At 37.5% G+C, this 20362-nt stretch carries 21 protein-coding genes; 11 read left to right on the top strand and 10 right to left on the bottom strand.

The window, feature by feature from the left end:
- Window positions 1-320: 320 nt before the first annotated feature.
- From ACIQZ6_RS08415 to ACIQZ6_RS08390, 6 genes are all read right to left on the bottom strand, one after another.
- Window positions 321-2132, bottom strand: a complete 1812-nt coding sequence (locus ACIQZ6_RS08415; RefSeq protein ID WP_395810076.1) for a hypothetical protein — start codon at window positions 2130-2132, stop codon at window positions 321-323.
- 619 nt (window positions 2133-2751) lie between these two features.
- A complete protein-coding gene (locus ACIQZ6_RS08410) occupies window positions 2752-3465 on the bottom strand; it encodes a 2-phosphosulfolactate phosphatase (RefSeq protein ID WP_395810074.1) in 714 nt (237 codons plus the stop codon).
- A gap of 20 nt (window positions 3466-3485) precedes the next feature.
- On the bottom strand, window positions 3486-4562 hold the full coding sequence (gene gcvT / locus ACIQZ6_RS08405; RefSeq protein WP_395810072.1) for a glycine cleavage system aminomethyltransferase GcvT: 1077 nt from the start codon (window positions 4560-4562) through the stop codon (window positions 3486-3488).
- Window positions 4563-4644: 82 nt separating this feature from the next.
- Window positions 4645-5244, bottom strand: coding sequence for a ribonuclease HII (locus tag ACIQZ6_RS08400; RefSeq protein WP_395810070.1), 600 nt, complete (start codon window positions 5242-5244; stop codon window positions 4645-4647).
- A gap of 97 nt (window positions 5245-5341) precedes the next feature.
- Window positions 5342-6475 (bottom strand): glycosyltransferase, encoded by a 1134-nt coding sequence (locus tag ACIQZ6_RS08395; protein ID WP_395810068.1) that lies wholly within the window; start codon window positions 6473-6475, stop codon window positions 5342-5344.
- A complete protein-coding gene (locus ACIQZ6_RS08390; protein ID WP_395810066.1) occupies window positions 6456-7430 on the bottom strand; it encodes a hypothetical protein in 975 nt (324 codons plus the stop codon). The genes ACIQZ6_RS08395 and ACIQZ6_RS08390 overlap by 20 nt, the downstream gene beginning before the upstream one ends.
- A 99-nt stretch (window positions 7431-7529) precedes the next feature.
- Here ACIQZ6_RS08390 and ruvC point away from each other — a divergent pair, with 99 nt between their 5' ends.
- Window positions 7530-8099, top strand: a complete 570-nt coding sequence (ruvC, locus tag ACIQZ6_RS08385; protein ID WP_395810064.1) for a crossover junction endodeoxyribonuclease RuvC — start codon at window positions 7530-7532, stop codon at window positions 8097-8099.
- Between the two features lie 2 nt (window positions 8100-8101).
- Here ruvC and ACIQZ6_RS08380 read toward each other — a convergent pair whose 3' ends face one another.
- The 4 genes from ACIQZ6_RS08380 to rsmA form a co-directional block, all read right to left on the bottom strand.
- Window positions 8102-8494: an HIT family protein gene (locus tag ACIQZ6_RS08380; protein WP_395810062.1), complete on the bottom strand. Its 393-nt coding sequence runs from the start codon at window positions 8492-8494 to the stop codon at window positions 8102-8104.
- 232 nt (window positions 8495-8726) lie between these two features.
- The gene (gene greA / locus ACIQZ6_RS08375; RefSeq protein ID WP_395810060.1) at window positions 8727-9200 is read right to left on the bottom strand and encodes a transcription elongation factor GreA; all 474 of its coding nucleotides are present in this window, start codon (window positions 9198-9200) and stop codon (window positions 8727-8729) included.
- A 168-nt stretch (window positions 9201-9368) separates the two neighbouring features.
- The gene (locus ACIQZ6_RS08370) at window positions 9369-10304 is read right to left on the bottom strand and encodes an NAD(P)-dependent oxidoreductase (RefSeq protein ID WP_395810058.1); all 936 of its coding nucleotides are present in this window, start codon (window positions 10302-10304) and stop codon (window positions 9369-9371) included.
- Window positions 10305-10315: 11 nt separating this feature from the next.
- Complete coding sequence (gene rsmA / locus ACIQZ6_RS08365) at window positions 10316-11095, bottom strand: 16S rRNA (adenine(1518)-N(6)/adenine(1519)-N(6))-dimethyltransferase RsmA (protein WP_395810056.1); 780 nt, start codon at window positions 11093-11095, stop codon at window positions 10316-10318.
- A gap of 229 nt (window positions 11096-11324) precedes the next feature.
- On the opposite strand from rsmA, the gene pdxA reads away from it, so the two are divergent.
- The 10 genes from pdxA to ACIQZ6_RS08315 all read left to right on the top strand — a co-directional run.
- The gene (gene pdxA / locus ACIQZ6_RS08360; RefSeq protein WP_395810054.1) at window positions 11325-12380 is read left to right on the top strand and encodes a 4-hydroxythreonine-4-phosphate dehydrogenase PdxA; all 1056 of its coding nucleotides are present in this window, start codon (window positions 11325-11327) and stop codon (window positions 12378-12380) included.
- A gap of 293 nt (window positions 12381-12673) precedes the next feature.
- A complete protein-coding gene (locus ACIQZ6_RS08355; protein WP_395810052.1) occupies window positions 12674-13207 on the top strand; it encodes a YceD family protein in 534 nt (177 codons plus the stop codon).
- Between the two features lie 18 nt (window positions 13208-13225).
- The gene (gene rpmF, locus ACIQZ6_RS08350) at window positions 13226-13417 is read left to right on the top strand and encodes a 50S ribosomal protein L32 (protein WP_090700032.1); all 192 of its coding nucleotides are present in this window, start codon (window positions 13226-13228) and stop codon (window positions 13415-13417) included.
- Between the two features lie 14 nt (window positions 13418-13431).
- Window positions 13432-14367 carry a phosphate acyltransferase PlsX gene (gene plsX / locus ACIQZ6_RS08345; protein WP_395810050.1) on the top strand — a complete coding sequence of 312 codons (936 nt, stop codon included), beginning with the start codon at window positions 13432-13434 and terminating at the stop codon, window positions 14365-14367.
- Between the two features lie 16 nt (window positions 14368-14383).
- On the top strand, window positions 14384-15370 hold the full coding sequence (locus tag ACIQZ6_RS08340) for a beta-ketoacyl-ACP synthase III (protein WP_395810048.1): 987 nt from the start codon (window positions 14384-14386) through the stop codon (window positions 15368-15370).
- Between the two features lie 72 nt (window positions 15371-15442).
- Window positions 15443-15922 (top strand): acetyl-CoA carboxylase biotin carboxyl carrier protein, encoded by a 480-nt coding sequence (gene accB / locus ACIQZ6_RS08335; protein WP_395810046.1) that lies wholly within the window; start codon window positions 15443-15445, stop codon window positions 15920-15922.
- 100 nt (window positions 15923-16022) lie between these two features.
- Window positions 16023-17363, top strand: a complete 1341-nt coding sequence (gene accC / locus ACIQZ6_RS08330) for an acetyl-CoA carboxylase biotin carboxylase subunit (protein WP_395810044.1) — start codon at window positions 16023-16025, stop codon at window positions 17361-17363.
- 128 nt (window positions 17364-17491) lie between these two features.
- Entirely contained in the window at window positions 17492-18367 is an 876-nt protein-coding gene (gene tatC, locus ACIQZ6_RS08325) for a twin-arginine translocase subunit TatC (RefSeq protein WP_395810042.1), read from the top strand.
- A gap of 52 nt (window positions 18368-18419) precedes the next feature.
- Window positions 18420-18854 carry a ribose 5-phosphate isomerase B gene (rpiB, locus tag ACIQZ6_RS08320; protein ID WP_395810040.1) on the top strand — a complete coding sequence of 145 codons (435 nt, stop codon included), beginning with the start codon at window positions 18420-18422 and terminating at the stop codon, window positions 18852-18854.
- A 25-nt stretch (window positions 18855-18879) separates the two neighbouring features.
- The coding region (locus tag ACIQZ6_RS08315; protein ID WP_395810037.1) for a M28 family peptidase at window positions 18880-20362 on the top strand (1483 nt) is incomplete at its 3' end.

Below are 20362 nucleotides of genomic sequence, written 5' to 3'. Positions count from 1 at the left end.
TGAAGACTTTCCATGGCAACAGCAGTAATTTCAGAAATACAGATGGGGTATAAACCGAATTTAATCAGCTCCAAAATAATTAGGATTATATTCGGCATTTTAGAAACAGTTTTCCTAAAAAAGTCATCATTTATTGGTCTCAAAAAAATTACTTTCATGTTTTTGTGTCGTAACTCGGCAATATTCAAGCAAAACCTCGATTTACTAAAGTTAACATCTTATTTATTACCGAATTTTTAAAAAAAATCGACCTCTTCGCAGTAATAAAACTATACCATCCGCTGAAAAAGCGGAATGGCATAGTTAAAGTATCAAATGAATCAAAGTGTCAATTCCTTAAGGCAACGCACAGAGAATCCATAACCTCGGAAGACGGCGGACATATCGGCATCGGTGCTACTGAAGCCCAGGCGGCGCGAGTAGGCGCCACTAACCGTACTGCTCCAATAATTGCCGTAGGACCCATCAGAGGTGAGATCACCAATGTAGATGTTGCGGAAGCCCGCCATGGGCAATTTAACCGGAGAGGAAAAAGCGCCGGCTGCGTTGTTGTTGGAAGCCCAGCTTAAACGTTCTGCATCTAACTCCGCATCTGTAGGTAAACGGTAGCCACTTGGGCAAGGGTTGTTAGTGCCATTTACCCCTTGCCATAGATTCACGTTTTGTGGATTGCGCCAGTCATTAATTCCGTTAACTGTTGGAATGAATATAATAAAGTTAGCATTCCCCGGTACGTCAGTTGATGATAGTGTGCTAGTGGTATTATTACTTGTTCTTATCTGATGACCATCAGCACCTCTTCCCCACTGGTATAAATCACCATATGAGTCTGCATCCGTGCTGCTAGTAGCAACTCGCGTGGCCCCTAAATTGCGGTCCATCCAGATTTTGCCTGTTCTGGGGTTGATTACATCTGTTGGGCTTACAATAGGTCCCCATTGAGGACCATTATTAATAGAATATAAAACTTGTCCACTATAACTTGCAGTTGGTATAGTTACCCAAACCGAACCATTCCAATAGAGCATATCACCTGCTGTTGCTCCAGAAGGCACAGCTGTATTTGCTATGGTAACAGCCCCGCTGGTGTTTGTAATTGATATTCCAGTTCCAGCTGTTAGCGTTGCTCTGGTAAATCCAGTCCCATTACCGATATCTAATTGACCATTAGAAGGGGTTGTTGATAAGCCTGTTCCACCATTAGCTACAGCTAAGGTTCCTGTAATTTTTGTTGCTGCTACATCTGTAACTTTTGCATTCGTAATTGCTCCATCTGCAATTGAAGCAGTTGCAACTGCACTAGTTGCAATTTTTGAAGTAGTAATTGCTCCGGTAGTAACGATTAATTCACCCGTAGGCGAAAGAACAGCATCACCAGAAATAGATACGGTAGTTGGACGATTGGATGAATTGCCTACAATTATTGCTCCTGGAGAGAGGTTTTCAAGTTTAGCGAGGGTAACATTGGCATTAGCAACTTTAGCAGTTGTAACTGCATTATCTGCAATCATACCGTTAGCTACTTTCCCAGCACCTATAGTTGTAGCATTTCCAACACTGGTCACATCTCCTGTTAAATTTGCATTCGTAGTTACAGTAATAGCTGAGGTTGCTGTTGCTGCATTACCAGTTATACTTCCAGCTATGGGATTGGTTACAGTTAAGTTCGCTAAAATACCTACGCTTGTTAAACTAGAACCTGTCACAGTTGACTTTAATGTAGTTCCTGTTAATGTTCCTGTAGCAGCTGGTACAGTAATATCTACACTTCCATCAAATGCTACTCCATTGATATTTTTCGCGGATGCTAATTTAGTGGCTGTTCCTGCGTTACCCGAAGCAGAAAAGTCAGTTAAATTAGCTATCAACTTCCAGGCAGAACCCGAATAATAATAAAAGCCTATAGGAGTGGTGGTTTGATAAATTAATAACCCTTCGGCTGGACTCGCAATCGCGTCTTTTTCCATTGCTGTTATTCTAGGGATTAAAATCCCTTTATTGTTGGTACTGGAAGTAACTTCTAAGGCTGCCGATGGTGCTGGTGTTTTAGTTCCAATACCAATTTGAGCAAATGCAGGTACTGAACCTAGCATAAGCAATATGGGGAATAAACCGTAAAAAAATGATTTCATTGGATGATGATTTTTAATTAATTATTTCTGTTTAATTATGCTAGTTTATTATTTTTTGTTGCTTCTATTTGAGCTCTAAAAATTAATAGCCCTTTAAAAAAAATCGTAAACTTCATTGGTAATGTATACTCTATAAGAGTACAATTATGATTTACATTGTGGTATTTACATTAATTTTATTGAAAAATGAATTAAATAATTAAATTAATTATAGATATAAAAAAAATAATTTTTATGAAAAAAAAGCCGTCTAAAATGTATAAAAAGAAATTATTTGAATTATAGCGTTTATTATAAATCAACTCTAGATTGAAGACTTTCCATGGCAACAGCAGTAATTTCAGAAATACAGATGGGGTATAAACCGAATTTAATCAGCTCCAAAATAATTAGGATTATATTCGGCATTTTAGAAACAGTTTTCCTAAAAAAGAGAATTTTAGTACAAGAACAGTTTGTGGTGTTGTAATTGAACAGGGTAAGCAAAGTGATAGGATCTTATCAACTATTTAAAGGAGGCATTAAAGGAACGATTGTAGATGTTAGGCTGATATTTTCTGTAGCCTAAAAAACGCTTGCAACAGGGCTTATATAAGCTCATAATCACCCATCAAGAAAATTAAACCATTTTAACCAGGCGCTCTCCATCCAGAACCGGAATACTGGTAGTAATATCCAATTTCAGACAAAAAGCAATATCTTCTTCAATGCCCAGCTTCTTTAAACGTTCACTATGTGAAGTTTTTTTAAGATATAAACCTAAATCACCTTTAGCCAGCTTGTACAGATCTTCAGATGCAATACTCGCATCATCAAGCGTATAGTTTTCATCTTTTAAATGATGTACCACCCCACCAGCAAATAGCGTATCCTCCAAATTGACTTTATCTTTCCAACCAGAGCAAAGCAGTAAAACATCATTCGATTGAGTTTTAAGCCAGTTACATAAGGCGCTAATATTCAAAAATGAGCCAATCACAATCTTACTTGCACCGCGCGACATGTTTATTGCATGGGTGCCATTCGTGGTTGTAAGTACAATAGTTTTACCTGCTACCTTTTCTTGAACATACGAAAAAGGTGAATTTCCAAAATCAAACCCATCAACCACCTCTCCGTTTCGCTCGGCAGCCAGCAGAAAGTCAGAATCACGATAAGACTCACACTCTTCAACTGTTGCTACCGGAATAATGGCGACTGCACCATTTTCAATACCATAACAAATGGATGAAGTGGCCCTGAATATATCAATTACTACGATGATACTGTTGGTAAAATCATGTAAATGAAGCAGAGCAGGTGTCAAACAAACTTCGAGATTACGTTTTTGCATTCTATGTTATTGGATAAAGGTTATTTAAAAGGAAATTTCACTACCCGCGCTAATAATTTGTTTTCGCGGATACTGATGTAAATATCAGACCCCTCTTTACAAAATTCTGCTTTGACATAGCCCAACCCAATTGCTTTTTGAAGCGAAGGAGATTGGGTACCAGAAGTTACCTTACCAATCACATTACCCTCTGCATCCACAATCTGATAATCATGACGAGGAATGCCTCTTTCAATCATTTCAAACCCAACAAGTTTACGCTCTACTCCATTTTGTTTTTGAGCAGCTAGATTGGCCGAGTTCACAAAGTTCTTGCTAAACTTAGTAATCCAGCCAAGTCCTGCTTCAAGCGGAGAGGTAGTATCATCGATATCGTTTCCGTACAAGCAAAAACCCATTTCTAATCGCAAGGTATCACGCGCGGCCAGTCCGATAGGTTTGATCCCATTGGGTGCCCCCGCTTTAAATATTTCATTCCAAATATGCTCTGAATGTTCCTTTTCAAAATACAATTCAAAACCACCGGCACCGGTATAGCCTGTTGCTGAGATCAATACATTTTCTACCCCAGCAAATACGCCTTTTTGAAAGGTGTAATACTCCATAGAAGAAAGATCAACAGCTGTTAAATTTTGAAGTGCTTCAGTAGCCTTAGGGCCCTGAACAGCTAGTAAGGAAGTTTTATCTGAGATGTTTATCATCTCTACTGCTCCGGTATTGTGTTTTGAGATCCAATCCCAATCTTTTTCAATGTTTGAGGCATTCACAACCAGCATATAAGTTTTCTCGTTAATACGATAAACCAGTAGGTCATCAACAATACCCCCTTGATTATTTGGCAGGCAAGAATATTGGATCTTACCATCAAAAAGTTTGGAGGCATCATTTGAACACACACGTTGAATCAGATCTAGTGCACCATCGCCTCTCAAAATAAACTCACCCATGTGGCTCACATCAAATACACCTACCGCCTTACGAACGGTTTCGTGTTCCATATTTATGCCACTGTACTGTACGGGCATATTAAATCCTGCAAAAGGAACCATTTTGGCACCCAGGGCTATATGAGTGTCATTTAAAGCAACATTCTTCATGATTTGGAGGTTATAAAGGTTGCGGTAAAAGTAATTAAAAACCATTAAAAGCAGGGCTCTATTTTTTTTGGGCCGCTAACATTCAGATTGGAAGGCTGAGCTGAGGGTCTGTTATCCGAAAGGTTTTGCGATGATAGGGGGTTAAACCAAAAGCCAATACCGCATTTCGATGTTTTATTGTTGGATAGCCCTTATTATTTGCCCAATCATAGCTTGGATATTCTGCTGAGAGTTGAAGCATATAATCGTCCCGATAGGTTTTTGCAAGAATAGAAGCTGCAGCTATGGAGCAATATTTATCATCGCCTTTTACAACACATTCAAATGGAATATCTTGAAAAGGCTTGAAGCGGTTACCATCAATAATGACAAAGCCTGGCCGAAAACTGAGCTGCTCTAATGCCAGATGCATGGCCTTAATGGATGCATTCAAAATGTTGATCTTGTCAATCTCCTGATGATCAACCATCGACACGGCAAAGGCCAGGGCTTCCTGCTCAATTATGATTCGTAAATCAGCACGATTTTTTTCATTGAGCTGTTTTGAATCCCTCAGAATAGAATGAGTAAAATTTTTGGGAAGAACTACCGCTGCAGCAAATACTGGCCCGGCCAAACAACCTCGACCGGCTTCATCACAACCTGCTTCAATTAGTTCATTCTGAAAATAAGGTAACAGCATATTTAAAGATCAGAAAAAATACGAATAACTTTGATTTTGCTACCGAAATGATAAAATACGCTAGCCATGATTTGCTAATAAATTTATTGACAGCAACTTACCTGACCAGTCTACCCTTCCATTTGTATTTACCTGAATTACCCGCTATTCCTATATAAACCAGGTAAAACATATGAATTAAATTAAGCAAGGGCAGATAATACAATAATTTCATTCTTTTCCGAAAGCGGCAAACTGGAATAAGAAAAATCAATTCAGCAAGCATTTTTAGTAAAATAGTGACAAGGGCAACGAGCCAGAATTTGGGATCAGAAAAGCCAGCTAGAGCTGTACCAATGATACTCAGGTTATATAGCCAGATCGCTATTCCAAGTACTACAATGCCTTTGTTTTTATAACTTGTACTTTTTGAGGCCCATCGTTTACGTTGCTGGATAAATTCACCCAGATTAGCTTTAGCATGTGTATAAACAGTTGCATCCATTGATTTGCAAAATCCGATCCCATTAGGGTAAGAAGAAGCTACCTTATGCATAAACAATTCATCATCACCTGATGCAAGATGATCAATGCCCTGAAAACCTTTCAGCTCATGAAAAACATCCCTTCTATAGGCCAGATTTGCTCCATTACAGGTTGTAGGATTTCCATTGCCAATCCCAGAAGCACCAAGCCCAATCAGAAATAAAAATTCCAAGCTTTGCATTTCCTCAAAAATATTTTGCTCTTCGAAATAAGTAACAGGAGAGGAAATCATTTTATAATCACCTGATTCATATAAAGTTACTATTGATTTGAGCCAGTTTGGTCCCATCCTGCAATCTCCATCGGTACTGATGATGAGTTCTCCGCTTGATACTTTTATAGCTTCTGCTATAGCCTTTTTCTTATATGAATTAAGTGGCTCTTTTTCATTTAAATTAATCAGTTTTACTCTTGGATCAATAAACGACAAAACAATCTCAGAAGTTCTGTCTTTAGAATGATCATCAACAACTATAAGCTGAAGTAAATGTGCGGGGTAATCTTGAGCGAGAATATCCTGAATAGTAGATTCAATCATTCTTTCTTCATTGCGCGCAGCAATCAATACACTAACCGTAGTTGTGCAACGCTTATTCTCAGCATTAATTAGCTTGAGCTTTCCCCAGCCTTTTCTCAAATAAAGCATAATTACCCAATAGAATAGGGTAAACAGCGCAATGAGGATACTAATTAGTTGAATGACCAAAGAAATTGAGTTTTAAAACGAAGATAGAACCAAAAATAGCTGGAATAATTAAATTTATCATCCAAATAGCTGCAATAGCTGCCATAATTGCTATTTCTTGAGTGGTTACAAAAGCAAAAAAATAAGTTGCAACACTTGCCCGAACCCCGATATCTAACATATCAAGTGAAGGAAGCGATGATTGAATAAAATAAAAAACAAACAAGATCATGACCATGTCAAAAGTTTTGATTTCAGGGACAAGAAAATGAATGATTAAAAAATATTGAATTGTGAATATTAAATACCTGGATAATGAATAAATTAAAATTCTAACCATATCGGCATACTTATACCTTGAAAAAATAATGAAAAAACGCTTGAATCGCTTTAAAAAATTAATTTTTTTAAGAAGGCCGTAAAGCCATTGAATATTAAAGTAAAACAATATAAAAAATGAACAATAAAGTAGAATCAGGACACCTAAACCGAAATTTACAAAAGGATTCAAATAGGCAAACCGCATAATAAAACAGAAAAGGGCCAATGAGCCCAACACATTAGTAACCACCAATTTCGCCATTGCACCAACACTCATGGCAATTAAACCCATTATACGTTTACGCGGCGATAAAAAAAACACTCTGCCACCAAATTCGCCAATGCGGTTTGGTGTAAATACTGCCCAGGTCAACCCACAAAAAACAGACTCTACTGCTTTCCAGGTACTAATTTTTTCAAGCCCTCTAACCAAATACTTCCATTTTAGCGCCTCAATAAACCAGTTCAGGAACATGAGTAAAACAACACTACTCATTACTATATACACATCAGTTAAGGACAGTTTGTAAAGAAGCGATACAAAATTGTCTATATTCTGGTTATTACTTAACTTTTGAAATATGAACCAGAAGGCTAGCCCTAATACAGCAACCTTTATTCCAATACTTAAAATCTTTTTTGACTGGGAGTTCATATAAATACAATGTTAAGCAAAAGAAGGGCAAATTTTTATTTTCAAAATGCTTTGTCTTAAAAACTTAAAAAAGAAGGTAAATTCTTAATATTGCTGTGAATGTTAAAAGAGAAATCAAATGAACGGATAATTCTTGGAATTGATCCGGGAACTAGCGTGATGGGATATGGAATAGTGACTGAAGTTAAAAGCAGCGTTGAACTGATTTGCATGGGCGTTGTAAAAATGGATCACCTTGACGATCACGCCTTAAAACTCAAACATATTTTTGAAAAAACTGTCTTGCTTATTGATCAGTATAAACCCGATTGCTTATCAATTGAAGCGCCTTTTTATGGTAAAAATATTCAAGTAATGCTTAAACTTGGACGTGCACAAGGCGTAGCAATGGCGGCAGCATTATCGAGAAATCTTCCCATATTCGAATATTCTCCGCGAAAAATAAAACAATCCATTACTGGCAATGGAAACTCCTCAAAGGAGCAAGTTGCCGCGATGCTAAAAACCCTACTAAAATTTTCGGAAACACCTGAATTTCTAGATGCAACAGATGGTTTGGCTGTTGCTGTTTGCCATTCATTTCAGAAAATAAGCACCGCAGGGAATAAAAAAAGTTATTCTGGCTGGGATGCATTCGCTAAGGATAATGTAAAAAGAATAAAAAAGTAAAATTAGAGCTGCACGCGGATAGCTTCAGCAATTTCAGATAATTTTTCTTCAGATAATTTTAATTTAGGGCGACTAAAGTTCATATCATCCATAGTATTCATAGGGATAAGATGAATATGGGCATGCGGAACCTCAAGGCCAATTACTGTCAATCCTATTCGCTCACAGGGAATTGCTTTTTTCAGTCCTAAGGCCACAATCTGAGCAAACATCATCAGTCCTACATAGGTTTCACTATCCAAATCAAATAGGTAATCAACTTCCTTTTTAGGTATCACAAGAAGGTGGCCTTCAGTGAGCGGGTTGATATCTAAAAATGCCAAATATTCTGATGTTTCAGCAACTTTATGTGCGGGTATTTGGCCGGCTACAATTTTTGAGAATATTGATTGCATAAAGTTGTAAGTAATAAGTTATAGGTTATAGGTTATAGGTTATAGGTAATAAGTTAAAAGTTGAAAGCTGAAAGCTAAAAGTTGAAAGTAATAAGTTATAAGTGATAGGTTATAGGTAATAAGTTAAAAGTTGAAAGCTGAAAGTAAAAAGTTATAGGTATTAAGTTATAGGTAATAAGTTATAGATAATAAGTTTTATACTGCTATTTACGGAATTAAGGTTATTTATTAACTATCGGCTAATCTCAATAATCTCAAACTCGATCTTTCCTGCCGGAACTGCAATTTCAGCTTTATCGCCTACGCTTTTACCTAAAAGGCCTTGTGCAATGGGTGATTTTACTGATATCCTGCCTGATTTTAAATCAGCTTCAGATTCTGAAACTAATTGATAGGTCATGGTGGCGCCATTATTCATGTTTTTTATCTTAACAATCGATAAAGCAAGAACTTTTGTTGAATCCAATTTTGATTCATCAATTAAGCGGGCATTAGCCAAAACATTAGTTAATTTTGATATTTTCGATTCATGATGCCCCTGAGCTTCCTTTGCGGCATCGTATTCTGCATTTTCAGATAAATCACCTTTATCTCTAGCTTCTGCAATAGCCTTTGAAATCTGAGAACGACCCTCAGTTTTTAATACATGAAGCTCCTCTTTTAGCTTTTCTAATCCTTCACGGGTATAATAAGTTACTTCCGTCATATCTCACAATTTTATGATTATACTTAAAAACAAACAAGACTATGTCGGCCTAAGCCAATATAGTCTTGCTCGTATCAATACGAAGATAATATTTTTGGTTTCAGATTTCCAAATTTCTAGTATGAAAACCTGCCTTTGTTATTGAGTATCACATGAATAATTTTAATCTCAAAATAAGGGCAACAGTACTTTTAATTTCTGAGCAAGCACTTCAGAGATCTTTCGATAAGACTCATGGGTCCAGCCTGCAATGTGCGGGCTTAGTATTACTTTTTTATTTTCAGACAGCTCTGCAAACCATTCCTGTTCTGCCAGTGCTGGAAATTTTTCAAGTTCCAGAACATCTAAACCAGCTGCAGATATTTTCCCATTTTTCAATCCATTTAAAACAGCTCTGGTATGAACCACCTCTCCTCTAGATGCATTCAGAAGCAGGATTTGTTTTTTAAAATGAAAAAGGTACTCCTCATTAAAAAGCTGACGTGTTTCAAAAGTAAGTGGGATGTGAAAGCTTAGGATATCTGCTTCTTTTACCACCTGCTCCATACTTACTTCCTGTGCAAAAGCATCAGAAAATCCTATTTTATATTTGTCGTATGCAATCACCTTTACCTCAAAGCCGGATAATTTTCGGGCCAACATCTGACCGGTATTTCCATACCCAATGATGGCAACAGTTTTCCCTTTAAGCTCATAACCCCGGTTACCTTCCCTGTTCCAAATTCCATGTCGAACCTCATCATCTGCAACATTCAAATTATTTAAAAGAGAAAGCAACATCCCAATTACATGTTCTGCCACTGCATCACGGTTGCCTTCAGGCCCGTTAATGCATTGTATTCCTTTTAAAATAGCATAATCTTCATCCACATTATCCATTCCGGCACCGGCGCGGGCAATAACTTTTAAATTTACCCCCGCATCGATAATTTCACGGTCAATGTTGAATTTGGTACGGATAACTATACCTGCATATTTAGAAAGGATGGCAATAGTTTCTTCCCTACTGATGAGCGGTTGGTCATCACATTCAAAGCCCATTTTCTCAGCCTCTTCTTTAAAAGTAGGATGCAAATAATCTGCGATAAGTATTTTTTTATTCATGTCGCTAAAAACTATCTCGTTGAACTAATCAAATTGGTCAATTTTACAAAATCGTTCACACTGAGGCGCTCGGCCCTAAGATCGAGCATTGGATCATCACCCATACTATCCTTATTAAAAATAGAAGATAGTGCATTTCTTAAGGTTTTTCGTCGTTGATTGAATCCTGCCTTAACCACTTGCCAGAATAGCTTTTCATCACAATCCAGTTTTGAAACTTCATTCCGGGTTAAGCGAATAACAGCCGAGTTTACTTTTGGTGGCGGATTAAATACTCCGGGTTTTACGGAAAATAAATAGTCAACCTTATAGTACGCCTGCAGAAAAACACTTAAAATACCATACTCTTTACTCCCAGGCTTTTCAGCACAACGCTGTGCAACTTCCTTTTGAAACATACCCACCACTTCAATAACCTGATCGCGGTTTTCAAGCACTTTAAAAAGAATTTGAGAGGAAATATTATACGGAAAATTTCCAATCACAGCCAAGTTTCCAGGAAAGGTATCCTTAAAATTTAGTTGTAAAAAATCAGCATTGATGAGCCTTTCACCTAGATTGGGATATTTTTTATCCAAGTATTGAAATGACTCGGTATCAATATCAATCATGAAGATTTCGAGTTCAGTTTTACGCAACAAAAAATCGGAAAGAACCCCCATACCCGGACCCACCTCCAGCACCTGATTATATTTATCAGTTGAATGAAGGCTATTCACAATCTTTTCAGCGATATTCTTATCGGTTAAAAAGTGCTGCCCGAGATGTTTCTTTGCTTTTACTAAACTCATTGATGGAGTATTTTGCGCAATTTACAGAAAAATGACTTAGAGAATAAGCAAATGAATGAACATCTCCCAAAACTTACAACCTAACACCTATAACTTATTACTTATAACTTATAACTTATAACTTATAACCTTCCACTTAATTGCATTATGAGATTAAAGTCTTTATTTTGCATTAATTATTTATAACCTTAATAAAAAGGCATTATCGATAATTTAATTGATAGCAGGGATGAGCGATAAAATTAAAATTGGAATATCTATTGGAGATGTAAATGGTATTGGATTAGAGGTAATAATCAAAACTCTGATGGATGCTAAAATCATGGATTATTGTACCCCTATTGTATATGGGCATACAAAAGTTGCTTCCTTTCACCGTAAAACAATGGAGATTGACGAGTTTAATTTCAATGTAATCAATGATGCACTTGAAGCACATCATAAACGCCCAAACATGATCAATTGCTGGGAAGAAGATGTTCAGATTGAACTCGGACAAGCCAATGCTAATGGTGGAAAATATGCCTTTATTTCTTTGGAAAGAGCTTTAGATGACCTCATTGCGGGTAAAACTGACGCTCTTGTTACCGCTCCAATCAATAAACATACTATTCAAAACGAAAACTTTCAGTTTGCCGGACATACCGAATATATTCAGTCTAAAACCAATTCAGAAGACTCACTAATGTTTCTTGTAAGTGAAGATATCCGGGTTGGAGTGGTAACCGGACATATTCCGGTGAGCGAAATTCCAGAAAAAATCACTAAAGAAAAGATTCTTTCTAAACTGAACTTGATGAACCAGAGCCTTAAAAAGGATTTCTGGATTCAGAAGCCCAAAATTGCAGTCTTGGGATTAAATCCGCATGCGGGTGATAATGGCCTAATAGGCAATGAAGAACTTGAAACCATTATCCCAGCTATTGCCGAAGCAAACGCGCAAGGAATATTTGCCTTTGGGCCCTATGCTGCCGACGGTTTCTTTGCCGCACATACCTATGCTCAGTTTGATGCCGTATTGGCCATGTATCATGACCAGGGCCTAATACCCTTCAAACAAATTGCCTTCCATAGTGGTGTGAACTTTACAGCCGGATTACCGGTAGTAAGAACCTCACCCGACCATGGTACCGGATACGATATTGCCGGTAAGAATAGTGCATCAGCAAGCTCATTCAGAGAAGCACTTTTTACAGCAATCAATATCGTTGAACGACGTAGAGAAAGCGTAGAACTAGCATCTAATCCATTAAAACTGAGTAAGTTTTCTAAGGATAGGGATTAATATTGCTAGAGTTTTTTCACTTTCTCAGAAATTGAAAACCCTATAAATTGGGCTGAATTTGTAATAAACTGCTATTAATACCACTAATACCTATGGCTTTTTTCAGAAAAAGGCAGTTTATTGATTGTTTTATCTTGGCATGCACTGCATAAAGCTTAAGCTCAAAGAAATTCAACAATTTACGCCCCATAGCTACAAAAACTAAACAAAGGCTGGCCGGCAAGCATTCATTTTAAAAAAACTGTTCCCAACTAAATAAATTTTTCTAAATTTGCAGGCTCAATTGGCGTGCTTTGAAATCTTTACAACAATATAGCATTCCGTTTACCGGATTAAAGCTCGGAATTCATCAATTTGAATTCGGGGTAGATGATTCCTTTTTTAAGGAGTTTGAATATTCTCTGGTAAAAAGCGGGAAACTCAAGGTTGACCTTGATCTGGAAAAGCAGGAAACGATGATGATCCTGCATTTTCATATCTATGGTGAAATTAAATTGGGATGTGATGTTTGTTTAGCAGATTATCCCTATCAGGTAGATTTTAAGGAAAGGCAGATTGCTAAATTTAATGGAAACGAAGATCTAGAGGATGATACCGAAGAGATTGTTGTTTTAAAACGAAGCGAAACCGAGATCAATGTAGCTACGCTGATCTATGAATTTATAAATCTGGCGGTACCTTATATCAGCCGTTGTGAAGATGAAGGAAATGCAGCATGGTGTGATCGTGAGATGATTGCAAAACTGGAGCAACTTGCACCTGGACCAAAAGAAGAAATTGAAGATGCTGATCCAAGATGGGAAGCATTAAAGAACATAAAAAAGTAAATTAATACATAGGAACAAATGGCACATCCAAAACGGAAAATATCCAAATCAAGAAGAGATAAAAGAAGAACACACTACAAAGCAGAAGCTCCGGGTTTAACAACCTGTCAAACTACTGGTGCTGTTCATTTACCTCACCGTGCGTATACAGTTGATGGCAACTTGTATTATAACGGAAAAATGGTGATTGAAAACACTTCTATTGCCTAAATTACCTTTCTAAGATGAAAATAGGCTTAGATATAATGGGTGGAGATTTTGCTCCCAAAGCAGCAGTTTTGGGTGCAATTGCAGCTCAAAAAAACTTATCAGCAAACCAGACCATAGTTCTTTTTGGTGATAAGGCTCAAGCCCTACCATTTCTAGCTGAAGAGGGCCTCAGTCCAGATATTTTTGAGTTTGTTCATACCACAGAAATGATTGGCATGGGCGAACACGGAACAAAATCTGTACTTCAAAAGCCTAATTCAAGCATCAGTCTGGGTTTCCAATATCTTAAAGATGGTAAAATAGATTCATTTGCTTCTGCAGGAAATACTGGCGCTATGCTGGTTGGTGCTATTTTTAGCGTAAAACCTGTTCCAGGAGTTATTCGTCCAGCTGTTGCAACGAACGTCCCTAAATTAAAATCAGGCTTTGGAATTATGCTGGATGTAGGTGCTAATGCCGACTGTAAGCCAGAAGTTTTAGCCCAATTCGGTATTTTAGGTAGTTTATATGCTGAGCATGTATACCATATTCAAAATCCCAAAGTTGGACTAATGAATTTGGGTGAAGAGGAAGAAAAAGGAAATGTACTTACTCAATCAACATTTCCACTTTTAAAGAATACTGACATTAATTTCATTGGCAATATTGAAGGACGAGATCTGTTCAATGATAAAGCAGATGTTATAGTTTGTGATGGATTTACAGGTAATGTCATGTTAAAATTAGCCGAAACTTTTTATATTCTTACTCTCAAAAAAGGATTTAAAGATGAATTCTTTGACCGTTTTAATTACGAACAATATGGAGGAAGCCCTATTTTAGGGGTTAATGCCCCTGTTCTGATTGGCCACGGTATCTCAAGTCCAGAAGCAATAAAAAATATGATACTTTTATCCCGAACAATGATTGAAACACAGTTCATTGATAAAATCAAAGAAGCTTTTAAATAATTTGTCCCAATCTATTATGTCTAAAGTTCACGCTGCAATAACAGCCGTAAATGCCTACGTTCCTGAATATATTTTAACGAATAAGGAACTGGAAGGAATGGTTGAAACCAACGATGAGTGGATAGTAAGCCGAACAGGTATTAAAGAACGTCGTATCCTGAAAGGGAACCTGGGCACATCAGACATGGCTACTCATGCTGTAGAAGGTTTACTTAAAAAACGGGGAATCAAAGCCACAGAAATCGATCTCATTATTTTTTGTACCACTACACCAGATATGGTGTTTCCTGCTTCGGCAAATATTCTTGCTCATAAAATCGGTGCTGTGAATGCATGGGGATATGATCTGAATGCAGCCTGTTCAGGCTTTCTTTATGGACTAGCTACAGGATCTCAATTTATTGAAAGTGGCAAACATCAAAAAGTACTAGTGGTTGGTGGAGATAAAATGTCATCGATCATCAATTATAAAGACCGAGCAAGCTGTATTATTTTTGGTGACGGCTGCGGAGCTGTTCTGTTAGAGCCAAATACCGAAGGCTATGGAGTAATCGATTCTATTCTAAAAAGCGATGGCTCTGGAGGCGATTATCTATGTCAAAAAGCCGGTGGTTCATTAAGGCCAGCAAGCCATGAAACAGTAGATAATGATGAGCATTTTCTTTATCAAGAGGGCCAAGCAGTATTTAAATTTGCCGTAACCAATATGGCCGATGTTGCTGCCGAAATCATGGATAGAAATAATCTTACTTCCGAAAATGTAGATTGGCTCGTTCCACATCAGGCAAATAAAAGAATCATCGATGCCACCAGCAACCGCTGCGGTATTGATTCTGACAAGGTAATGATCAATATCGAAAAATATGGCAACACCACAAATGGAACAATACCATTATGTTTGTGGGAATGGGAAAGCAAACTAAAAAAAGGAGATAATCTCGTATTAGCTGCCTTTGGAGGTGGTTTTACCTGGGGTTCTTTATATCTTAAGTGGGCTTACTAAAAAAACCAGATGCATTTCTTAATATTTTTATTATAATTATAAAATAAAATCCAAAAACCTAAACTAAACAAAATGGATATTAAACAAATTCAGGAACTTATAAAATTTGTTTCCAAATCTGGAGTAAATGAAGTTTCTATTGAACAGAAAGAGTTTAAAATTACCATAAAAACGAACCAACCAGCAACTTATGTAACAGGTGCTCCGGCTCAAGCCGCTCCTCAATTACAGGCTGCTCCGGCTGTTGTTGCACCAGTAGCAAACGTTGCAGAACCAATCGTTGCCGCGCCAGCTAAAGAAGATTCTTCTTCTTACCTGACTATAAAATCACCAATGATCGGCACATTTTACCGTTCTTCAAGTCCGGATAAGCCTTTATTTGTAAATGTAGGCGATGAGGTAAAAGCTGGCCAAGTGGTATGTATCATTGAAGCAATGAAGCTTTTCAACGAGATCGAATCTGAAATTTCAGGTCGTATTGTAAAAATACTGGTTGATGATGCTAGTCCGGTAGAATATGACCAGCCGTTATTTTTGGTTGAGCCTATTTAATTTGAAGATCCGTAATTTGAGACTTACAGCTTATTTATCTGTACCTAAGCTAGTTTAGATCTACATTTTCACAATCCTCAAATTTTCAAAACAAAAAACTATGTTTAAAAAAATACTAATTGCAAATCGTGGTGAAATAGCCCTCCGCATCATCCGTACCTGCAAGGAAATGGGCGTAAAAACAGTAGCTGTTTATTCAACTGCCGATCGCGATAGTTTACATGTTCGTTTTGCCGATGAAGCTGTTTGTATCGGGCCACCACCAAGTAAGGATTCTTACCTGAGTATACCGAATATCATTTCAGCAGCCGAGTTAACCAATGCCGATGCCATTCACCCGGGTTACGGTTTCTTATCTGAGAATGCTAAATTTTCGGCAATATGCAATGAATATGGGATCAAATTCATAGGTGCTACCGCAGATCAGATCAATGGGATGGGTGATAAAGCTTCTGCAAAGGAAACCATGAAACTAGCTGGAGTACCAACAATACCTGGATCTGAAGGACTGTTAGATTCAGTAAAAGAAGGACTTAAAATAGCCAATGAAATAGGATATCCAATCATATTAAAAGCCACAGCAGGTGGTGGAGGCCGCGGTATGCGGATTGTATGGAAAGATGAAGAGTTTGAACCCGCATGGGATTCTGCACGCCAGGAATCGGCAGCTGCATTTGGCAATGACGGGCTTTACCTAGAAAAATACGTTGAAGACCCAAGACATATTGAGATTCAGGTAATTGGCGATCAATATGGAAAGGTATGCCATTTATCAGAACGTGATTGCTCCATCCAAAGACGCCATCAGAAACTGGTTGAAGAATCTCCATCTCCATTCATGACACCTGAACTCCGAGAAAAAATGGGCGAAGCTGCGATCAAAGGCGCGATGGCTGTGAATTACGAAGGAGCTGGAACGGTAGAATTTTTGGTGGATAAGCACCGAAATTTTTATTTCATGGAAATGAATACCCGTATACAGGTAGAACATCCTGTTACTGAAGAAGTTATAAACTTTGACTTAATCAAAGAACAGATCAAAGTAGCTTCAGGAATTCCAATTTCAGGAAAGAATTATATACCAGAGATGCATGCCATTGAGTGTCGTATCAATGCAGAAGATCCATTTAACAACTTCAGACCATCACCTGGATTAATCACTAACTTCCATTCACCGGGTGGTCATGGAGTTCGTGTTGATACACATGTGTATGCAGGCTATCAAATTCCACCAAATTACGATTCGATGATTGCTAAACTGATCTGCGTGGCACAAACAAGAGAAGAAGCAATTTGTACCATGGAGCGTTCATTAAGTGAGTTTGTGATTGAAGGCGTGAAAACTACCATTCCTTTTCATTTAAGATTGATGAAAGATCCTAATTTCCGTGCAGGAAATTTTACTACCAAGTTTATGGATACTTTCGATCTCAGTGTATAACGAGTAAGTTATTTGCTGGTTAAATTCGTGAATTTTGATGTTGATTGTCACAATTAAATGGATGCTTATTAAATATCTACAAAATACCATTCTAAAATCAAATAGAATGGTATTTTTGTTTTCAAATTATGAGTAAAGAACGTACTGATCTGGTTAAGGCTATCAAAGAAAAAGGAAAAACTATTGAAGCCGAAATGTCTTTTTTCGATCATCTAGATGTGCTCCGGGGGCATCTGATCCGCGCATCCATAGCCATAGTAAGTTTCACTATTCTGGCATTCAGTTTTTATGATTTTATTTTTGATGAGATTATTATGGGTCCTGGTCGTACCAATTTCTGGACTTATAGAATGATGTGCGCAGCCACAGAAAAATTTAATTTAGGTGCCGATTTCTGTGTAAAAAAGCTAAGTTTCAATATCATCAATACCGAATTGGGCGGACAATTCACCTTACAGCTAAATTCTTCACTGATGATAGGAATTGTTTTAGGTGTACCCTACCTTTTATTTGAGGTATGGCGCTTTGTAAAGCCAGCATTACATGAAAATGAACGTAAATCTGCTACAGGATTTGTATTCTGGGCATCTTTGCTATTTATCATCGGATTACTTTTTGGATATTATATAATAGCACCCCTATCCATCAACTTCTTGTCTAATTACGAAGTTAGTTCGATCATTAATAACCAGATCACAATTGCCTCCTACTTTTCTGTAGTTGCCACATTAACTATTGGTGCTGCAATAACATTTGAATTACCCATCGTTATTTATATACTGTCAAAGCTTGGAATCATGACGCCAGATTTTATGAGGTCGTCTCGAAGATATGCAACAGTGATCATTTTGATTATTGCAGCGATTGTAACGCCTACGCCTGATTTGGTAACGATGCTAACCGTAAGTTTCCCTTTATTCTTGCTGTATGAAGTAAGTATTTATGTTTCAGCTCGAGTGGCAGCAAATAAGAAGAAAGCGGAGATTGAGTTTTACAAAAACTAGTAAAAATTTAATCAGTTTCTTTCTGATTAAATGAGAAACAAAGAATAAAAATATGAATACGAAAATATCTATCGCTATAGGAGCTGATCATGCAGGTTTTGAATATAAAAGTATGCTCATCGATTTTTTGAAAGATTATACAATCAAAGACTTTGGAACCTATAGTGCTGACTCTGTTGACTACCCAGACTTTGCGCATCCGGTTGCTAGTGCAGTTGAAAATACTGAATTCACCATCGGCATCCTGATATGCGGAAGTGCCAATGGCGTTGCCATGACAGCCAACAAGCATCAAGAAATCAGGGCAGCTATTTGCTGGAATGAAGAACTTGCTGAACTTGCAAGAACTCATAACAATGCTAATATTCTCTGCATACCTGCCCGATTCACTTCGAAAGAAGATGCAAAGAATATCTGTCTCAAATTCATCCATTCAGAATTTGAAGGTGGCCGGCATTTAAACAGAGTAAACAAAATTTCCTGTTAACCCATTAAAACTAACCAATAAATATATGATGATAAAACAATCACTTTGGGTATTACTTGTGGCGGGTTTTTCCTTGCAAGGTTATGCCCAGGATCCGAATGCACAAAAATTTGCAGGACAGATTACTGCAAAAAATGCAAAAAAACATCTGAGCATACTTGCTTCAGACAAATTTGAAGGTAGAGAAACTGGTAAACGCGGCGCTGAAATGGCGGCTGCTTACATCGTAAAAGAATTTACAAAGCTGAAATTAATAGCTCCTGTAAATGGATCTTACATTCAGAATGTACCATTGGTTGAAACTTCATTTGAAGTAACATCCTTCATGGCAAATAATTTAGCATTGACCATGGGTAAAGACTTCCTATTCAGTGGAAGTGGTGATGCTAAATCAATCAAGGCAAGTGAAATTGTTTTTATAGGTTATGGTATCGGTTCTGATAACTACGATGATCTAAAAAACACGGATATCGCTGGAAAAGTTGTATTACTGATCAACAAGGGCGAACCTATGAAAAATGGGGTTTCAGCAATCAGCAAGAGTACAACTGCCTCCGATTGGTCAACGAGCCGATTTAAGCGCATTCAATATGTTATGGGTAAAAACCCGGCATTAATCCTGGCGGTAAGCCCAGATGTAAGTGCTTCACTTCAGTCATACAAACCCAGAGCAGGTCGCTTAAGTGTTAAAAAAGAAAGCAAAGCTGGCGCATCTAATCGTGCAAGTACTGCAGCTATGGTAAACATAACACCTGAGGTGGCAAACCAGTTTCTTAAAAATTCAGGTAAAACATACGAAGAATTAAAAGCTTCAATTGATAACAATGGTTCACCTCAAACGCAGGTTTTAAAATCTGAAGTAGCGATGAACTATGGACCAGTTAACAAAGAAATTATTTCGGCAAATGTTTTGGGTTACCTAGAAGGTACCGATCTGAAAGATGAGTTAGTAGTTTTCTCTGCTCATTATGACCATATCGGACTAACAACAGACGGCGGCATAGATAAAGTAAATAACGGTGCTGATGACGATGGATCTGGTACAACAGGCGTACTTACAATTGCTAGAGCTTATGCTAAGGCAAAAGAAGCAGGACATGGTCCTCGCAGAAGTATTTTGTTTTTACTTGTAACAGGTGAGGAAAAAGGATTACTTGGATCTGAGTATTATTCTCTGAATCCGGTGTTCCCAATGGCTAATACCATCACCAATCTTAATATCGATATGATCGGAAGAATAGGTGAAGCCTATAAAGATTCTCCTGATGCAGCTAATTATTGCTACCTGATTGGCTCTGATAAACTCAGCACCGACCTTCATAAGATCAGTGAAAATGCAAATGCTGTTTACACTAAAATGAAGATCGATTATAAGTTTAACGATCCAAAAGATCCGGAAAGAATTTACTACCGTTCAGACCATTATAATTTTGCAAAAAATGGAATTCCGATTGTATTCTATTTCAATGGAGTACATGAAGATTACCACAAAGCAAGTGATGAAGTAA

The organism is Daejeonella sp., assembly GCF_044348475.1.
Classification (GTDB): Bacteria; Bacteroidota; Bacteroidia; order Sphingobacteriales; family Sphingobacteriaceae; genus Daejeonella.
Note: the sequence above shows the minus strand (reverse complement) of the source record. Positions and strands in the feature narration are given on the sequence as shown.